Annotated in this window: 14 protein-coding genes and 1 tRNA gene; 6 read left to right on the top strand and 9 right to left on the bottom strand. The window is 73.1% G+C overall.

Annotated elements, in window-relative coordinates; translation table 11 throughout:
- The first annotated feature begins 11 nt into the window (after positions 1-11).
- From WME95_RS13630 to WME95_RS13645, 4 genes are all read left to right on the top strand, one after another.
- Positions 12-2,039: a M1 family metallopeptidase gene (locus tag WME95_RS13630; RefSeq protein ID WP_437908830.1), complete on the top strand. Its 2,028-nt coding sequence runs from the start codon at positions 12-14 to the stop codon at positions 2,037-2,039.
- Positions 2,036-2,995 carry a hypothetical protein gene (locus tag WME95_RS13635; protein ID WP_437908832.1) on the top strand — a complete coding sequence of 320 codons (960 nt, stop codon included), beginning with the start codon at positions 2,036-2,038 and terminating at the stop codon, positions 2,993-2,995. Before WME95_RS13630 ends, WME95_RS13635 begins: the two co-directional genes overlap by 4 nt.
- Before the next feature lie 145 nt (positions 2,996-3,140).
- A tRNA-Phe gene (locus WME95_RS13640) sits at positions 3,141-3,213 on the top strand.
- A 336-nt stretch (positions 3,214-3,549) separates the two neighbouring features.
- A complete protein-coding gene (locus WME95_RS13645; RefSeq protein WP_437552260.1) occupies positions 3,550-4,035 on the top strand; it encodes a response regulator in 486 nt (161 codons plus the stop codon).
- Between the two features lie 233 nt (positions 4,036-4,268).
- Here WME95_RS13645 and WME95_RS13650 read toward each other — a convergent pair whose 3' ends face one another.
- The 7 genes from WME95_RS13650 to WME95_RS13680 form a co-directional block, all read right to left on the bottom strand.
- On the bottom strand, positions 4,269-4,610 hold the full coding sequence (locus tag WME95_RS13650; protein ID WP_437552261.1) for a hypothetical protein: 342 nt from the start codon (positions 4,608-4,610) through the stop codon (positions 4,269-4,271).
- Positions 4,611-4,739: 129 nt separating this feature from the next.
- Positions 4,740-5,321: a hypothetical protein gene (locus WME95_RS13655; protein ID WP_437552262.1), complete on the bottom strand. Its 582-nt coding sequence runs from the start codon at positions 5,319-5,321 to the stop codon at positions 4,740-4,742.
- Positions 5,322-5,433: 112 nt separating this feature from the next.
- Positions 5,434-6,348 carry an SH3 domain-containing protein gene (locus WME95_RS13660; protein WP_437908833.1) on the bottom strand — a complete coding sequence of 305 codons (915 nt, stop codon included), beginning with the start codon at positions 6,346-6,348 and terminating at the stop codon, positions 5,434-5,436.
- A 70-nt stretch (positions 6,349-6,418) separates the two neighbouring features.
- Positions 6,419-8,758, bottom strand: a complete 2,340-nt coding sequence (locus WME95_RS13665) for a DUF4340 domain-containing protein (protein WP_437908834.1) — start codon at positions 8,756-8,758, stop codon at positions 6,419-6,421.
- Positions 8,758-10,458, bottom strand: a complete 1,701-nt coding sequence (locus tag WME95_RS13670; protein ID WP_437908835.1) for a GldG family protein — start codon at positions 10,456-10,458, stop codon at positions 8,758-8,760. The genes WME95_RS13665 and WME95_RS13670 overlap by 1 nt, the downstream gene beginning before the upstream one ends.
- Positions 10,458-11,204: an ABC transporter permease gene (locus WME95_RS13675; protein WP_437908836.1), complete on the bottom strand. Its 747-nt coding sequence runs from the start codon at positions 11,202-11,204 to the stop codon at positions 10,458-10,460. Before WME95_RS13675 ends, WME95_RS13670 begins: the two co-directional genes overlap by 1 nt.
- Positions 11,201-12,280, bottom strand: a complete 1,080-nt coding sequence (locus WME95_RS13680) for an ABC transporter ATP-binding protein (protein WP_437908837.1) — start codon at positions 12,278-12,280, stop codon at positions 11,201-11,203. The genes WME95_RS13675 and WME95_RS13680 overlap by 4 nt, the downstream gene beginning before the upstream one ends.
- 291 nt (positions 12,281-12,571) lie before the next feature.
- On the opposite strand from WME95_RS13680, the gene WME95_RS13685 reads away from it, so the two are divergent.
- On the top strand, positions 12,572-13,039 hold the full coding sequence (locus WME95_RS13685) for a DUF3293 domain-containing protein (protein WP_012235064.1): 468 nt from the start codon (positions 12,572-12,574) through the stop codon (positions 13,037-13,039).
- A gap of 129 nt (positions 13,040-13,168) precedes the next feature.
- Positions 13,169-13,609 carry a hypothetical protein gene (locus tag WME95_RS13690; RefSeq protein ID WP_437299476.1) on the top strand — a complete coding sequence of 147 codons (441 nt, stop codon included), beginning with the start codon at positions 13,169-13,171 and terminating at the stop codon, positions 13,607-13,609.
- A 215-nt stretch (positions 13,610-13,824) separates the two neighbouring features.
- Here WME95_RS13690 and WME95_RS13695 read toward each other — a convergent pair whose 3' ends face one another.
- Both WME95_RS13695 and WME95_RS13700 read right to left on the bottom strand, forming a co-directional pair.
- Entirely contained in the window at positions 13,825-14,529 is a 705-nt protein-coding gene (locus WME95_RS13695) for a response regulator transcription factor (protein WP_437552268.1), read from the bottom strand.
- Between the two features lie 49 nt (positions 14,530-14,578).
- Positions 14,579-15,601, bottom strand: a complete 1,023-nt coding sequence (locus WME95_RS13700) for a sensor histidine kinase (RefSeq protein WP_437908838.1) — start codon at positions 15,599-15,601, stop codon at positions 14,579-14,581.
- Positions 15,602-15,637: the final 36 nt, after the last annotated feature.

A 15,637-nucleotide genomic window follows, 5' to 3' on the forward strand; every position in this document is an offset into this window, starting at 1 on the left:
AGGTTGCACCGGTGCGCACGGCTCTCCAGGCCGCTGTCGGTCTCCTCCTCGCGCTGCTCGCCGGCCGCATGGGCGCGTCGCTCCTCTCGACGGTCCAGCCGATCGAGCCCGACGCTCCGGCGCGGCGGTCGCCGGCCGCTCCCTCCGGCGCGAGCGCCGCGCCGGCGCTGGCAGCTCCGGCGCCCGCGCCTCCGCCGGACGCCGAGCTCGCGGCCCACGCCGATCCGATCGCGAGCTACACGCTGCGCACGCGCCTCGATCCGGCGCAGCACACGATGCACGGCGAGGGCACGCTGGTCTGGCGGAACGCGTCGCGCGAGCCGCAGCGCGAGCTGTTCGTCCACCTCTACCTGAACGCCTTCAAGGACCCGCGCACCGTGTTCCTCCGCTCGTCCATCGACGGCTTCCGCGGTGGAGAAATGCTCTATGATTACGGGCATATCCAGGTGACCCGCTTCGCGGTTCGCGAGATGGACGGCGCGGACGTCTGGCCCCGCGGCAAGCCCACGACGCCCGGCGATCCCGACGACGAGACCGACATCCGGGTGGAGCTGCCGCGGGCCGTGGCGCCGGGCGAGGCGATCACGATCGATCTCGCGTGGGACGCGGACCTCCCGTCGCTCGCGCTCAGGACGGGTCACCACGGGAGCTTCCACATGGTGGGGCAGTGGTTCCCGAAGATCGCCCGCCTCGAGCCCGACGGGCGCTGGGCGCACTTTCCTTACCACCGGCTCTCGGAGTTCTACGCCGACTTCGGGGCGTACGACGTGACGGTCGACGTCCCCGAGCGCTTCGTGGTCGGGGCGACCGGCCGGCTCGTGGAGGAGCGACGGGCCGACGGGCGAGCGATCCGCCGGTTCGTGCAGGAGGACGTGCACGACTTCGCCTTCGCCGCGTGGGACCGCTTCCGCGAGCTGCGCGCCACGACCGGCGACGGCGTCGCGATCCGGTGCCTCTTCCCCGAGGGGAGCGAGCGCGAGGCGGCGCTGGAGATCGACCTGGTCCGGTTCGGCCTCGAGCGCTTCGGCGCGGCGTTCGGCCGCTACCCGTACGGCACGCTCACGATCGTGCACCCGCCGGAGGGCGCCGAGGAGGCGGGCGGCATGGAGTATCCGACGCTCATCACGACCGGCGGCAGCTGGCTCTGGCCCGCCGTGGGCGTGCGCTTCGTCGAGGCGGTCACGGTGCACGAGCTCGCGCACCAGTGGTTCTACGGCCTCGTCGCGACGAACGAGCACCGCTACCCGTTCCTCGACGAGGGCCTCACCACCTACGCGGAAGCGGACGCGCTGCGCGCGCGCTACGGCGACGGCTCGTGGGCGCGCCTGCTCGGGCTCGAGATCGACCTCCACCCGCAGTACCGCGCCGACGCGCTCACGTCGGGCCACAACGGCGCCGTCGCCCAGCCGGCCGCGGCCTTCGTCGACGGGAAAGACTACCTCGGGCTCGTGTACGGGAGGCCCGCGGTGCTCCTCGCGACCCTCGCCGGTGTGTACGGCGAGGACCTCGTGCGGCGAGCCGTCGGCCGCTACGCGCGCGAGAACCGGTTCCGGCACCCTGGCCCCGAGGCGCTGCTCGACGCGGTGCGGCGGGAGGTGGGCGACGAGGCGGCCGAGGCGCTCCGAGCCGGGCTCTTCGAGCGCGCGTGGGTCGACTACACCGTCGAGGCGTTCGACGCATGGCCCGCGGACGGCGCGGCGCCCGCGCCGGCCGAGGCCGGGATCGAGGCGGCGGGCTACCGCGGCCGCGCCGTCGTGCGGCGCCGCGGCTCGCTCGTGCTCCCCGTCGACGTCGCGCTGCACGGCGAGGACGGGAGCGTGCAGCGGGCGCGGTGGGATGCGCGCGAGAGCACCGCCGCGATCCCTTACGCCGGCGCCTCTCCGCTCGCCGCGGTGGTGATCGACCCCGACCACCGGGTGCTGCTCGACGAGGACCTCGCGAACAACGCGCGCCGATCGCGCCCCGACCTCCTCGCGCCCGGCGTGCTCTCGCGCGCGAGCTTCGCCGTGGGGCTCGCGCTCACGCTCCTCGGGCCATGAGCGCGCCGGCGGAGCGGGGCGCGAGCGATGCGGGCTCGCAGGGGGCCGCGGTGGCCGAGCCAGGGCGCGCGCGGCGCGCGGCGGGGCGCCCCGCCGCGCACGAGCGGCCAGCGGCGGTCGCGCTGTACTTCGGCTACCGGGCGCTCGCCTCGCTCGTGGTCGCGGCGCCGCTGTCCGTCTTCGTGGCCCAGATCGTCGGCGGATACCCGCGCGGCGACGCGATCCTCTTCGATCCCGGCGGCCTGATGCTCAGCGAGCTCGCGCGTCTCTCGACGCACGCCGCCGCTGCCCTCGCCACGCAGCTCGGCCTGGGAACCCTGCTGGCCGCCGCGCTCGGGCTGCTCCCGCTCGCGGTGCTCCTCGCCGCGCTGAGCCAGAAGGGATCGCTCTCCGCGCAGGACCTGGGAGGCCGCGCGGCGCGCGCCCTGGGCCCGCTCGCGCTGCTCTGGGGCGTCGCGCTCGCGGCGCAGGTCGCCGCTGCGGCGCTCGTCCTGCTCCCCGGGACGAAGCTCTGCGCGGAGCTCCCGATCCTGCCGCGCGGCCGCGACCTTGCGGCGATCGCCGTCGCCGTTGTCGCGCTGGTACCGGTCGCGGCCATCGCCCTGCTCCACGATCTCGCGCGGGTCGCCGTGGTCGGTGAGCAGCGGGGCTTCTACACCGCCGTCTCCAGAGGGCTCGACGCGCTGCGTGGCGCTCCGCTCGCGGCCGTCTGGGCCTGTGCGTCCCGGGGCGCCCTCGCGGTCGTCGCGCTCGCCGGCGGGGCGTGGGGCATGCATCTCGCCGGGGTCAGCACCGGCCCGCGCGTCGCGGCCGCGTTCGCCGCGCAGCTCGCGGCGCTCGCCGCCGCGGCCTACCTGCGCGCCTCGTGGCTCGCGGCCGCCTTCCGGCTGCTCGATCGCTCCGCGCCCTGGCACGAACGCGACCAGCACAGCGCGCCCGACGACGCGGCCGGGTGATCGCTCCGCGCCCGCCGCAGGCGGGGGGCCCGGCCCGCGAGGAGCGCGGCGGAGCGCCGAAGAATTCCTTGACATTCAGCCACATCCGCGTAACGTAGCCCGCCCGTGACCGACGCTTCCAGCGTAAGCGCGGGGCCCGCAGCAAGCCCAGGTAGCTCAGTTGGTAGAGCAGAGGATTGAAAATCCTCGTGTGGGCGGTTCGATTCCGTCCCTGGGCACTACCGTTCTTTTGCTTGGACCGGCGAGCAAACGCCGCCGTCGTCGTCCTTACACGCTAGCGTGAGCAGCCGTTCCGCACGGCGCAGCCGCTTGTCGTGGGTTCGAAGGATTGCGTTGAACTCCTCCTCTCGCCAGCTGGCCTCGGCAGCTCGCTGCGGGTGAGCGCGCAGCGGTCTGTTCAGGAGTACTTTCGCGGGTTTGGCCACATCGGGTGACAGTGGAACTTGGTTCCGGTGCGGTAGCGATCCTGATAAGGTGACGGGGGGATCACTCGTTGCAACCTGAACACTCCGGAGGCGCCCCAGGGAACGGCGCCTCCTCATGGAGGCTCCCTCATGGCCGATCGTCGTGTCGACTCCTCGCGAAAGAGCTCTCCGGAAACGGCCTCCGCTTCCGACTCGGCGCCGCGGAGCCGGCCGTCAGCGCCAAGTAGCCAGGCCAGCGAGACCGCTCGAAAGAAGAAGATCCTCGTCGTCGACGACTCGCTGACTTCGCTGCTGTCACAGCAGCTGACGCTCGGCGTGGACGACTACGACATCATCATCGCGCGCAACGGCAAGGAGGCCATCGCGAAGGCGATTGCGGAGCGCCCCGATCTCATCCTGATGGACGTCGTCATGCCGGCGATGGACGGCTTCCAGGCCTGCAGGTGGCTCCGCGCGTTCGATGCGACGAAGACCGTGCCGATCATCATGATGACGACGAGGAGCGATCAGACGAGCATCAAGATCGGCTTCGCGAACGGGTGTACCGACTACCTCATCAAGCCTTTCGACAGCAATACGCTGCTCACGAAGGTCCGCACCCACCTCGGCGAATAAGCGATCTCGCCCTCTCGGCGCGCGCCAGGCGCTGCTTCGACCGAACCCTGGCGACCGGAAAGGCCCTCCGCGCGCGGGAGCAGCTCGCAGGAAGATGGGACGGCAGGCGCCGCGCGAGGCCTGCCGCGACGCATACGCGAGCGCCGCGAGCGCGCCTCGCGGGAGGTGCCCTGTCACGAGGGGCGCAGAGCAGCCACGCGGGCGCGCGCGACAGGCTCGGCGCCGGCCGTCGATCAGAGGAAGAACTGGCCCACGAGGGCGCCGGACACCGGCAGCCCGGCGCATTTGCGCAGGTTCTCTATCACCGTGTTGCACCCGGCGATGGCGACGTCGTTGCCGTCGCACCTGAACTCATCGTCGATGCAGGAGATGGCCTCGTCGAACTGGTCCTCGCAGCCGTCGTACTCCGCGGATCTCTCGGCGTCCTCGAGGGCGTCCACGCACTCCACCTGGTCTCTGTCGCTGCACGAGCCAGTGCAATCGCACTTGTCCTCGCACAGGCCGGACAGCGAAGCACCACAGCCCGGAAGCATGGCGAGCGCGAGGGCGATCGTGAACGAGGGGGCGAGCTTCAAGGGGTATCCTCCGAGCTGGACGCGCAGCGCGCGAGCTACGATGACGGTGGCCCTCTTATCGCGTCCGCGGAGGAGGCACAAGCCGCACGTGCGCCAGGGAGCTGGCCAGTGTGCGATACCGCCTCCCTCTCAGTTCCGCTGGCCCCGCTTCGCTCCTTCGGACCGCGCCGGCCAGAGCCGGCGGAAGCCGACGCCGAGGAGGGTGCCGTCGTCGCGCCGCACCAGGCCGCCGAAGCGGCACTTCTCGACCAGCGTGCCTTCGGCGAGATCGCCGCCGTCTTGAAACCGGATGCGCTGGCCCTCGCTCAGGGCCGCGAAGACGCGCGCGTCGGCCGCGATGGCGATCAGCGACTCGGGCGCAGCGACGCGCAACGGCGCGAGGTCGGCAGGGCGCGCTCGGTGAACCACGCCCCGGCGGGTCACGGCGTTCGCGAGGTCCAGGCCTCGCGCTTCGTCCGGGGTGGATGATGCCGTTGTGGTGGTGTCAATCCACACATCGACGGTGGTGCCGCCCCTGTACAGGACCACGCCGGGGAGCGCCTTGCCCGTGGCGGTGGTCAGCAGGACCAGCTCGCCCACGCCGGGCTCGGTCGACGCGCGCCCGCCGAGGCGCTCACGCACCGCGTCCACCGTGGGCGTGGCCGACGCAGGCGCCGTCGCGCGGTCGGCGCGGGCCAGGTGGAGCAGGGGGAGCGAGAACTTGCGCGTCATCGGCCCCAACCATTCTACGCGAACCGACGCGCCCTCGCTCGGGCGCGGCCCTGGAATCCGCGCCTGAAGCCGCCTGCGTGTCTCCCGTCAGGCTGACGCTCGCTGCCCCCGGTTACAGGCCGATGGCGCCGCGGTACATCCACCCCGTCTTGCCGCGGTGCTCGATCTTGTACCAATCGTTCTGCCGGCCAACGAGCTTGACCCGAGTGCCACGCACCAGCCGCATCACCACATCACCCTCCTTGGGCGCGCCGCGGACGAGCGCAGTATCCCAGCTCACCGTGGCCAGGCCGCTCACCGCGGTCTCGCTCGTGGTCGTGCCGGCGGCCTGCTCCTGTTCGCCGCCGCCGGCCTCTGCCTTCGCGGAGTCGGCCTGCGCGCCAGGGGGATAGAAGGTGGCAGTGTAAACGAGGGAGTACCGGCGGTACTTGTGCGGGACTTCCTCGAGGGACACGTTCGAGAACTCCCGCGCTGCGCACTGGAGAATGCCGCTGACCGTCGAGGCCGGCAGGCTCGTCTTCTTCCCCTTGACGACCTGGACCTCCTTCTTCTCGAAGTTGAGCTCGAAGCCGATCGGGAGCTTGCCGTCCACGCCGAGCGCCGCCGGACACTGGGCGAGCTCCTTCAGCCGGGGCAGCGCGATCGGATCGAACTGGAGCTCTCCGCAGTCCTCGACCTTCTTGTTCTTCTTGTCGGAGCAGCGCGTGATCCTGCCGGGGCCGACCACGACCTGCTGCTGGTTCTTCGCGGCGGCCTCGGGAGGCTTGGCCTCGGGCTCCGCGGTCCCGGGCGCCGCTGCCGCGGGGGGAGGGGACGCCGGCGCCGCCGTGGCCTCGGCCGTCGCCTTGACGTCGGAAGGCACGGTCGGGCCGATGCGGACGCCGGCGAGCTTGGGCCACGCGACGCCGACGACAAACCCCACCAGCGCGATCACCCCCACCCGCGACCAGACCGGCTGCTCATCGCCGGGACGGGGGATGTCGACCGTCAGCGGGCGCTGCCTCTTCGCCATGTCCGCCTTCGCCATGTCCAGCACGTCGCCTAGCACAGGTGAGCCATCAGAACGAAATAGTCCGTTCGATCGGGCGGCGGACCGCTCAGTCGCCCGCGATGCCCGCCGCCTCGAGGAGCGGTCGCACCCGCGACTGCGCGATGGCGTAGACCGCGCGCACGCCGTCGCGCCGGGCGTAGACGACGTTCGTGCCGCGGAAGGCGTCGCCCGCGCCGATCGCGATCGTGAACGACCCCGCCGGCGCCCGCGGCGGGACCGCGTCGCTTTCCTCCGCCGGGGCGGCCTGCGGCCGGGAAAGCTCGACGCTGACCCGGAGGCGCGGCGGGCCGAGGCCATGGCGCCGCTCCGGCTCGCCCAGCGCGACGGCGCCCTCGGCCCGGAGATCGGCCAGCGCGTCCCGGACGCTCGCGGCCAGCGCGGCGGCGCTCGCCTGATCGGCCGCTCCCGCGATCGTGAAGCCCTCCGGCGAGCGCTCGATCACGACCGGCTTCGCGCCCCGAGGGGCCAGCGTCACCCGCGCGATCTCGTGCGGCGGGACGAGGAAGACGTCGCGGCGGAGCAGCAGGCGACCGGCCGCGGCCTCCAGCGCCGGCGGCGCGACGAACACCGCAGCGCCGTCCCCGGCGCGCGCGAAGGAGCCCGCGCCGCTGCGCGCGCCGAGCGCCACCCGGGCCGCGCGCGTCGCCGCGCCGGTGCTTCCGCCGCCGGGCTCCGGCGCGGGGTCGAGCTCGGCCTCGACCACGAGCCGGGGCGCGCCGAGCCCGTAGCTCTGGCCAGCATCCTCGGCGATCCAGCGCTCGGCCTGGAGGCCGGCGAGCAGCTCGGCGAGCTCGTCCGCCAGCCCGCTGTCGGCCGCGAGGCCCTCGCCGGTCGGCTCGACGAGCCGCCAGGCGCCCTCGCCCGTCCGGCGGAGCCGCTGGACCAGGCCGGGGCGCTCGATCCGCAGCGCGCTGACCCGATCGGGGGTGAAATCGAACACCTTCATGGAGCGCAGCGACACCTCGGAAGGGAGGAGCGCGCCGGCGGCCAGGGCAGGGATCTCGGCGATCGCGCCGTCCTCGAGCCGCCGGACGTGCACCACGCCGGCCTGCTCGGCGCCGATCTCGAGCGTCTCGATCCGCTCCTGCGGCTCGCCCTCGGCGACCGCGCCCGGCGGCGTCGAGACGACGCGGAGGGTGGCCCGAGGCGAGGCGAGGCCGAGCGCCGCGAGATCGCTCGCCCCGGGCAGGAGGCGCGTCGCGCGGACGTCGAGGATCGCCTGGACCAGGGCGCGGCCCGTCTCCGTCGGGACAGGCCGGTCCTGCGGGGCCCGCAGGTGCCACTCGGTGCCGGCGCGCGCGAGCTCCAGCGAACGCTCGCCGGCGGCGAGCTTCACCTCGACGACCTCGTCGAGCGGCGCGGCGACGAGCGCGAGATCGACGAAGCGCGACGCCTCCTCGGAGAGCGGATCGAGCACGCTCGCGGGCACGCAGGCGGCCGCGCGCGTGGGCTCGCGCCGCGCCGCGACGACGTGGTCGGGCCGGCCCGGGCAGGCGCCGCCCACGTCGATCACGCCGCGCTTCGCCGCGGGATCGCTCGGCTCCAGCGTCAGCGTGACCCGGGGGCCGCCGGAGGACGCGGCCTGCCGCGCTTCCGCCTCGGAGAGGAACGCCTCGGCCTGCATGCGGCCGAGCGCCGAGAGCACGAGGTCGAGCGCCGGCGCGCTGACCCGGACGCCGCTGCCCTCGGGCGAGCCCTCCGCGAAGCGGAAGCCGGCCCCGCGGCCGCCGCCCCAGGGGGCGCGCGAGAACCGCCGCGATCCGCCGTCGCCGTCGAGCGTGAGGCCCGAGAGATCCGCGGTGGCGTAGGGGACGAAGCTCCGCGAGCGGAAGCGATCCGGCGCCACGTCGAGGGCCGAGGCGAGCTGCTTCGTGATGACGAAGACGCCTCGGCCCGCGACCTCGGCGTAGACCGCGCCGGGCGGCGTCGGGGCGCCGCCGCCGAGCAGCAGGCGCTCGCGGCGCGGGCCCATCGCGAGCGCGATCGACAGCCTGGGCGAGGCCAGGCCGAGGGCGGCCGGGTCGCTCGCCTCCGCGGAGACGCGCCGCTCCGCGGTCGCGAACTCCAGCGTGCCGAGGAGCTGGTCGACCGTGGGCTCGTCGGCCGGGTAGCGCTGCCCGTCGATCTCGACGTTCCAGGGGCGCTGGCCGGCGTCGTCGACCTCGCCGCGGGTGAGCCGCGCGGTCTGCGGCGCGCCGGGCGCGGCCATCGTCACGGTGAGCTCGGTGATCTCGTCGGGCCGCCACGCCTCGATCAGGTGCCTCCTGCGGCGCTCGGCCTCGTCGGTGGACACCGAGCCCCGGTCGAGGACGAGCAGCGCGACGGCCGCCGCGGCGGCGAGCGCGACCAGGAGCAGCGTCGTCGCGTGCCGGCGCAGCGGCCGCATCACGGCGATCCTTCGCGCTCGGCCTCGGCCTCAGCCGACGCGCCGCGCGCGCCGCGTCCGGCCGGCGCGCCGGGGCCCCCCTTGTCGCCGGGGCGGCGCTCGGAGCCGCGCCGCGCCAGGTACACGGCGAGGCCGAGGAGGGCCGCGGCGAGCGGCATGTACACGATGACGTAGCGGAAGATCCCGGCGAGCGAGTCCTCGCTGATCCGCAGGCCCGCCGTGAACGCCGGCTTGTCCGGGATGTCGAGCATGGGCGGGCTCGCCGCGAGCCAGGACAGCGCGCTCTCGACGAGCACGGCTGTCCCGCGGAGCTCGGGGCTCTGCCAGTTCGCGCCGTAGAGCACACCGGGCGAGCCGACCACCACGACGCGCGGCCCGTGCGCGGCGCTGGACCCCGCGGGCTTCGGCAGCTCCGAGGCGCAGGCGATCGTGAGCGGACCCGGGTGGTCGCCGTCGCGCGGCTTCGGCTCGGACGGATCCCGGGCCCAGCTGAAGAAATCGACCATGCCGAAGGCCTGGTCGCTCGTCACGAGCAGGGGCGCCGGGACCACCGGCCCGCTCGCCGTGGGCGCGAGCGAGCTCGCCACCGTGAGCACCGGGCCGAGCCCGAGATCGGCCGCCTTGATGAGCCCCTCGGTGATCGGGTGCGGCCTGACGATCGGCGCGAAGGTCTCGCCGAAGCCCTGCGTCGACCGGAGCTTCGGGTCGAGCTCGAACACGAAGTCCGACCGGAGCTCGACCCCCGCCACGGCCAGCAGGCCCGAGAGCCCGAGGTCCACGTACCGCTGATCGCTCTCGTCCGGCACGGGCCCGAGCGCGATCAGCGCGCTGCCGCCCTTCTCGATGAACGCGCGGTAGCGGGCCACGTCGCTCGCCGGCACCGGCCGGCTCGGCCCGGCGAGGACGAGCACCCGGCAGCGGTCGAGATCGACCTCCGGCGCGGGCTCCGGCGGCGCGGCGAAAGCCTCCTCCTCGTCGTCGTGGCCGTGGCCATCCGCGCCCCGGCCGCCGCCGAGCGCCACGACCTCGTAGTTGTTCTTGTTGAGCCGGTCCTTCAGCGCCGCGAGCCCGCCGGCGCCGCCGGCCTCGATCGACTTCTCGCCGTGCCCGGCCGCGAAGCAGATCAGCGGCCGCTCGCTGCGCAGGACGCTCCGGAGCGCGCCGGTGAGCGCCTGCTCGAGCCGCGGGCGCGACCGCAGGTCGTCCTCGTCCTCGACCTCGACCAGGTCGCTCGCCGTCAGGAAATGGGGCCGATCGCCGCGCGCGACGATGATCGCCGCGTCCGTGACGATGCGCCCGTCGTCCGTCTTGCCCGCGACGACGCCGTAGCGCTGCTGCACCGCCAGGAACTCCGCCGGGCGCCGGTCGGGATCGGTCACCTCGACCTCGATCCGCGGGTTCTCGGCCCGGTACGCGTCGAGCAGGTGCCGCACCGAGAGCGTCAGGGGGTCGCCCTCCGAGAGCAGGACGTAGACGCGGATCGGCTCCTCGATCGAGCGCAGCGTCGAGACGGTCGCGTCGCTCAGCGTGTACAGGCCGCCCTGCGTCCAGTCCCAGCGCCTGTAGTGGCGGGCGACGAGCAAGTTGACGAGCACCGCGAGCACCATCGCCGCGATGATCCCGACGCTCGTCGAGAGCTTCTCGCCGAGCGAGGTGCCCGGCGGCGGAGCCCCGGCTTGCGCGGGCCGCTCTCCGGACATCAGCCCCACCTCCACGCGTCGACCGCGCGCACGGTCACGAACAGCGGCAGCGCGACCACCGTCCCGTCGAACACGAGGCGGCGCAGATCGACGATCCCGCGGGAGAAGTCGTTCATCTGCGTCCACACCGAGACGTAGGCGCAGAGGTCGTGGGCGGGGCCGTCCGGGAAGATGAACTCGCCGATGCCGAGGATGAACATGCCCATCACCGCCATCGTGCTGAGCACCGCGGCCATGAGCTGGCTCTTCGTGAGCGCGCTGGTCATCGTCCCGATCGCGAGGTAGCCGGCGCCGACCGCGAAGACGGCGAGGTAGCTCGACCCCACGACCCGCCAGTCGAGCTCGCCGGTCCTGCCGATGAGGACGACGTAGAGCACCGTCGGCGCCCACATCGCGACGTACGTCACGAGGGCCGCGGCGTACTTCGCCAGCACGACGCCGGCGGAGCCGACCGGCGCCGTCAGGAGCGCCTCGATGGTGCCGCTCCTGCGCTCCTCCGCGAAGAGCCGCATCGTGAGCAGCGGGCAGACGAAGAGCAGCGGCAGGTAGATCAGGATCGTCTGGCCGAAGAAGACCTGCACCGGGCCCGTGTCGGCGGAGAGCTCCACCTCGCCGGCGAACTGCGTCGCGATCAGGAAAAAGTGCACGCCCTGCACCAGCAGGAACGTGGTGATCAGCACCCACGCGAGCGGCGTCACGAAGAGCGAGAAGAGCTCCCGCTTGAAGATCGGCCAGAAGCCCCTCACCGCCGCTCCTTCCCCGCGCCGCCCTCGCCGCGCCGGGCCGCGCTGCCCTTCTTCTTCCGGCTGCCGGCCGCCGGCCGAGGCGCCTCGCCGCCGCCCGCCCCGGGCTCGGCCGGCTCTCCGGCGCCGCCCCGCGCGCCGGCGTCGTCGGCCGCGGTCAGCTCGGAGAAGACCTGCTCCAGCGAAGGGGCCCAGGGGACGAGCTCGCGCACCCCGAGGCCCGCGGCGACCAGCGCGGCGACGAGGCGCTCGGCGGCCTCGCCCGCGTCGGCGCCGGCGTCGAACTCGACCGTGAGCCGCGCCGCTTCGCCGGCGTCCTCCGCCTCGGCCGAGCGGACCTGCGCCGCGCCGCGCGCCACCGCGAGCGCCGCGTCCGCCGCCCCGCGCACGACGACGCGCGCGCCGGACGACCGGCGCATCGCGCGGATCTCGTCGATCGAGCCCTCGGCCACGAGGCTCCCGCGGGCGATCACGAGCGCCCGCGTGCACGTCGCCTCGACCTCGGAGAGGATGTGCGTCGAGAGGAGCACCGTGCGGCCCGGGCCGAGCCGGCGCACGAGCGCGCGCACCTCGCGGATCTGGTTCGGATCGAGGCCCGCCGTCGGCTCGTCCAGGATGAGCAGCGGCGGGTCGCCGACGAGCGCGTCCGCGAGGCCGACCCGCTGGCGGTAGCCCTTCGAGAGGTGGCCGATCAGGACGCTCGCGACGTCCTCGACGCGCGCGTCGCGGAGGGCGCGCGCGACGGCCTCGCCGCGGGCGCGCCGCGGCACGAGCTTCAGCTCGGCGCGGAACGCGAGGTACTCCGAGACGCGCATCTCCGGGTAGAGCGGCGAGGTCTCGGGCATGTACCCGAGCGAGGCGCGCGCGCGCATCGGCTCCTCCGTGATGTCGTGGCCGGCGATCCGCACCCGGCCGGACGTCGCGCCGAGGAACCCCGCGAGGATGCGGAGGGTCGTGCTCTTGCCTGCGCCGTTCGGCCCGAGGAACCCGACGATCTCCCCCTGGCTCACCTGGAACGAGAGGTCGCTCACCGCCTGGTGGGGGCCGTAGGACTTGGAGAGGTGCTCGACCTCGATCATCGTGGCATCGGGCGCAGGGGGTCAGGGCCGCCGGCGCGGTGCGCGCGGGCAGGCCGGTCGATCGCGCGGAACGCTTAGCGCACCGGGCGGGGCAGGGGAAGCGCGCGCCGGTCTGGCGTGGTCTGGCGGCGGTCTGACGACGAGCGCGCCGGCGAGTAGCCAGAGCCGCGCGTCTCTGGTAACCCTGCGCCGTCGCGCCCGGCGGCCCGGGCGCTCACGCCACGGGCCCCTCTGCAAGGCGACGCACCCGGTGCGCCGAGCGCCGCGGCCCCCTCACACCACCGCTGCACGATGGATCAGACGCTCCTCCGGTCGTATTTCTCGACCATCTACGAGTTCCCCACCCCGGCGGGGACGCTGCGCGTCTCGCTGGACGGCGAGATCGTCCAGGATCAGGCCGGGCTTCCCGAGCTCCTGACCCGCAAGTTCGCGGTGCTCACCGCCTACAACCCGCGCTCGATGCTCATCCCGCGCCGGGTCAACGATCAGCGCCACCACGTCCTCCGCGATCTCCTGATCCTCGGCTGTTACCGGGTGGAGCCGTGCGTCGGCTCCGAGGCGGAGCCGGAGGGCATCTGGCGCGAGCCGGCGTGGCTCGTCCACGGCATGGACCGGGACGAGGCGATCGCCTTCGGCCGCGTCTTCCGGCAGAACACGATCGTGTTCGCGCAAGGCGGCCGGCCGGAGCTCATCATCACCGATCCGACAGCCGACGACATCGGCCGAACTTTCCAGGGGAACTGGCGGGTGCGGTCCTGACCCACGCGGCGGCCGTGGACGCGGATCGCCGATTCCATGTTGAAACGTACCCGCAAAATGTGGGTTCATGCCTTGGCGTTTAGGGATGGGCGGACCGGCCTCGCTCACCACATGAGGAGACACAGCAGAATGCGCACCCAGGTCACCCTCGCAGCGCTCGTCGCAGCGCTCGGGCTCGTCGCCGGCGCTGGCGGCTGCGGCCAGAACAAGGTCTCGGAGTGCAACGCGCTCATCGAGGTCATCAACAAGGGCGTTCAGAGCATCGAGAAAGGCACCAAGGCCGGCACCGACCAGGGCGGGTCGAGCGAGCTGAAGGCGATGGCCGACGCGATGGACAAGGTGGCGGCCGACGCGGCGCAGGTGAAGCTGACCACCCCGGAGCTGCAGAAGTTCTCGGGCGAATACCAGGCCATGGCGAAGGACGTCGCCAAGGCGGCGCGCGATCTCGCGACCGCGGCGGACGCCAACGACGCGGAGAAGAGCAACGCCGCCCAGGCGTCGATCGAGAAGGCGATCAAGCAGGAAGATCCCCTCGTCGACAACATCAACAAGTTCTGTCAGGCGCCCTGACGGGGCGCTCCCCCTCCGACCGCCGCGGGCTCGGCCGTCCCGTCCGCAGCGCGGCGCCGCCTTACAGCGGTTTCCGCCCACAAGCCGAACAGAGCGACGGTCTCCCGCACAGGAGACGGGCCCAGATCGGCGTTTTCGGCGCGCAAGCGCACTCCGGTGCGCTGAGCACCGAAAACGTCGAGGTGGGCCCGTATCCGAAGCGGGTGACCGCCGCTCTAGGGGACGAAGCGATAGCCGACACCGCGCACCGTCAGCAGGTGGCGCGGCGTCGTCGCGTTCTCTTCCAGCTTGTTGCGGAGCTGGAGGATGAAATTGTCGATGGTGCGCGGGGTCCCGTGGTGCGTCGGGCCCCAGACCTTGGCCTGGATCTGCTCCCTCGACAGGACCCTGCCGCCCGCCTCGGCGAGGCAGAGCAGCACGTCGAACTCGGTCGCCGTGAGCTCGATCAGCGCGTCGCCGCGGCGGACCTCGCGCGTCGCCGCGTTGATCACGATGTCGCCGGCGCGCAGCTGCGCCCCGTCGGCGCGCGCGATCGCGTCGCGCCGGAGCACGGCCTTCACGCGCGCGAGCAGCTCGGCCAGGCTGAACGGCTTCGTGATGTAGTCCTCGGCGCCGAGCTCGAGGCCCATCACCTTGTCCATCTCGGCGCCGCGCGCGGACAGCATGATCACCGGCAGGGTGCGCCGCTCGTTCCGGAGCATGCGGAGCAGCTCGAAGCCGTTCAGCCGGGGGAGCATGACGTCGATGATGATGAGATCGACGCCGCCGCCGCGGGCCAGCGCGAGCCCGCGCTCCCCGTCCTCGGCCACGAGGACGCGGTAGCCCTCGGCGGTCAGGTTCATCTCGAGACCCATCGCGATGCTGGGGTCGTCCTCCACGAGCAGGACGGTCCGCGCCGGTGTCTGAGGGGTTCGGGTCATGCTGAGGAGGTCCTCTAGCATGTTCATGTCCTGACCGGCGGCGGCCGCGCTACGGCGGCGCGCTCGCGTCGGCGCCGTGATCCGACGCGTCGTTGTGCGCCGCGGCGACCGCGGGCGCCGCGACCTGCGGGCGTCGCTCAACGCTCGCCTTGGGCGCGCTCCGGAGCGGGAGCACGAGGGTGAACGTGCTGCCCTTCCCGGGCTCGCTGTCGACGAGGATCTTGCCGCCGTGCGCCCGGATGACATGCTTGACGATCGACAGCCCGAGCCCCGAGCCCTCCTGCTGCCGGGCCAGGAGATCGTCGACCCGGTAGAACTTCTCGAAGATCCGCTTGTGCTCCGCGCGGGCGATGCCCTTGCCGTTGTCGCGGACCGTGAGCAGCGCCGACCGCTTGAGGACGTGGGCGGAGACGCTGATCTTCCTCGGCTGACCGCCGTACTTGTAGGCGTTCGAGAGGAGGTTCACGATCGCGTCGACGAGCGCGCTGCGATCGCAGAGCACGGGCGGGAGGTTCGCGTCGATGGAGACGTCGAGGTCGACGCTGCGCTTCTCGCGGGTCGGCTCGAAGGCGTGGATCGCCTCGTCGGCGATCTCCCCGAGGTGGTGCTCCGAGAGCTCGTAGACGCGCCGGCCGCTCTCCATCCGCCCCCAGTCGAGCAGCCGATCGATGAGCTGCTGCAGGCGGGCGCTCTCCTTGGTGAGCGCCTCGATGCAGCGATCCTCGCTGATCGTGTCGCCGCGCCGGAGCGTGAGGGTCTCGGTGAACATCCGGATCGACGTGAGCGGGGTGCGCAGCTCGTGCGAGACCTTGGACACGAAATCGGCCTGGAGCTCGGACAGGTTGCGCTCGCGCCGGAGGAAGACCCACACGAGGATGACCCCGGTCGCGAGCGTCCCGCAGAACGTGAGGACGATGATCCCCATGATGAGGTTGTACTGGGCCTCGCCGAGGACGAGCAGGAGGAAGCCGACGCCCGACAGGAGCACCCCGGGGATGATCACCAGGTAGACGAGGAGCTGGATGATCCGCCGGTAGCCGAGCGTGGTGAGATCGCGCCTCGGGGTCCGCATGCCGGCAGCTTAGTGGGGCCCCGCGCCGCCGGCGAG

Origin of the sequence: Sorangium sp. So ce327 (genome assembly GCF_051530205.1) — a bacterium.
In the GTDB taxonomy this organism is placed as follows: Bacteria; Myxococcota_A; Polyangia; order Polyangiales; family Polyangiaceae; genus Sorangium; species Sorangium cellulosum_B.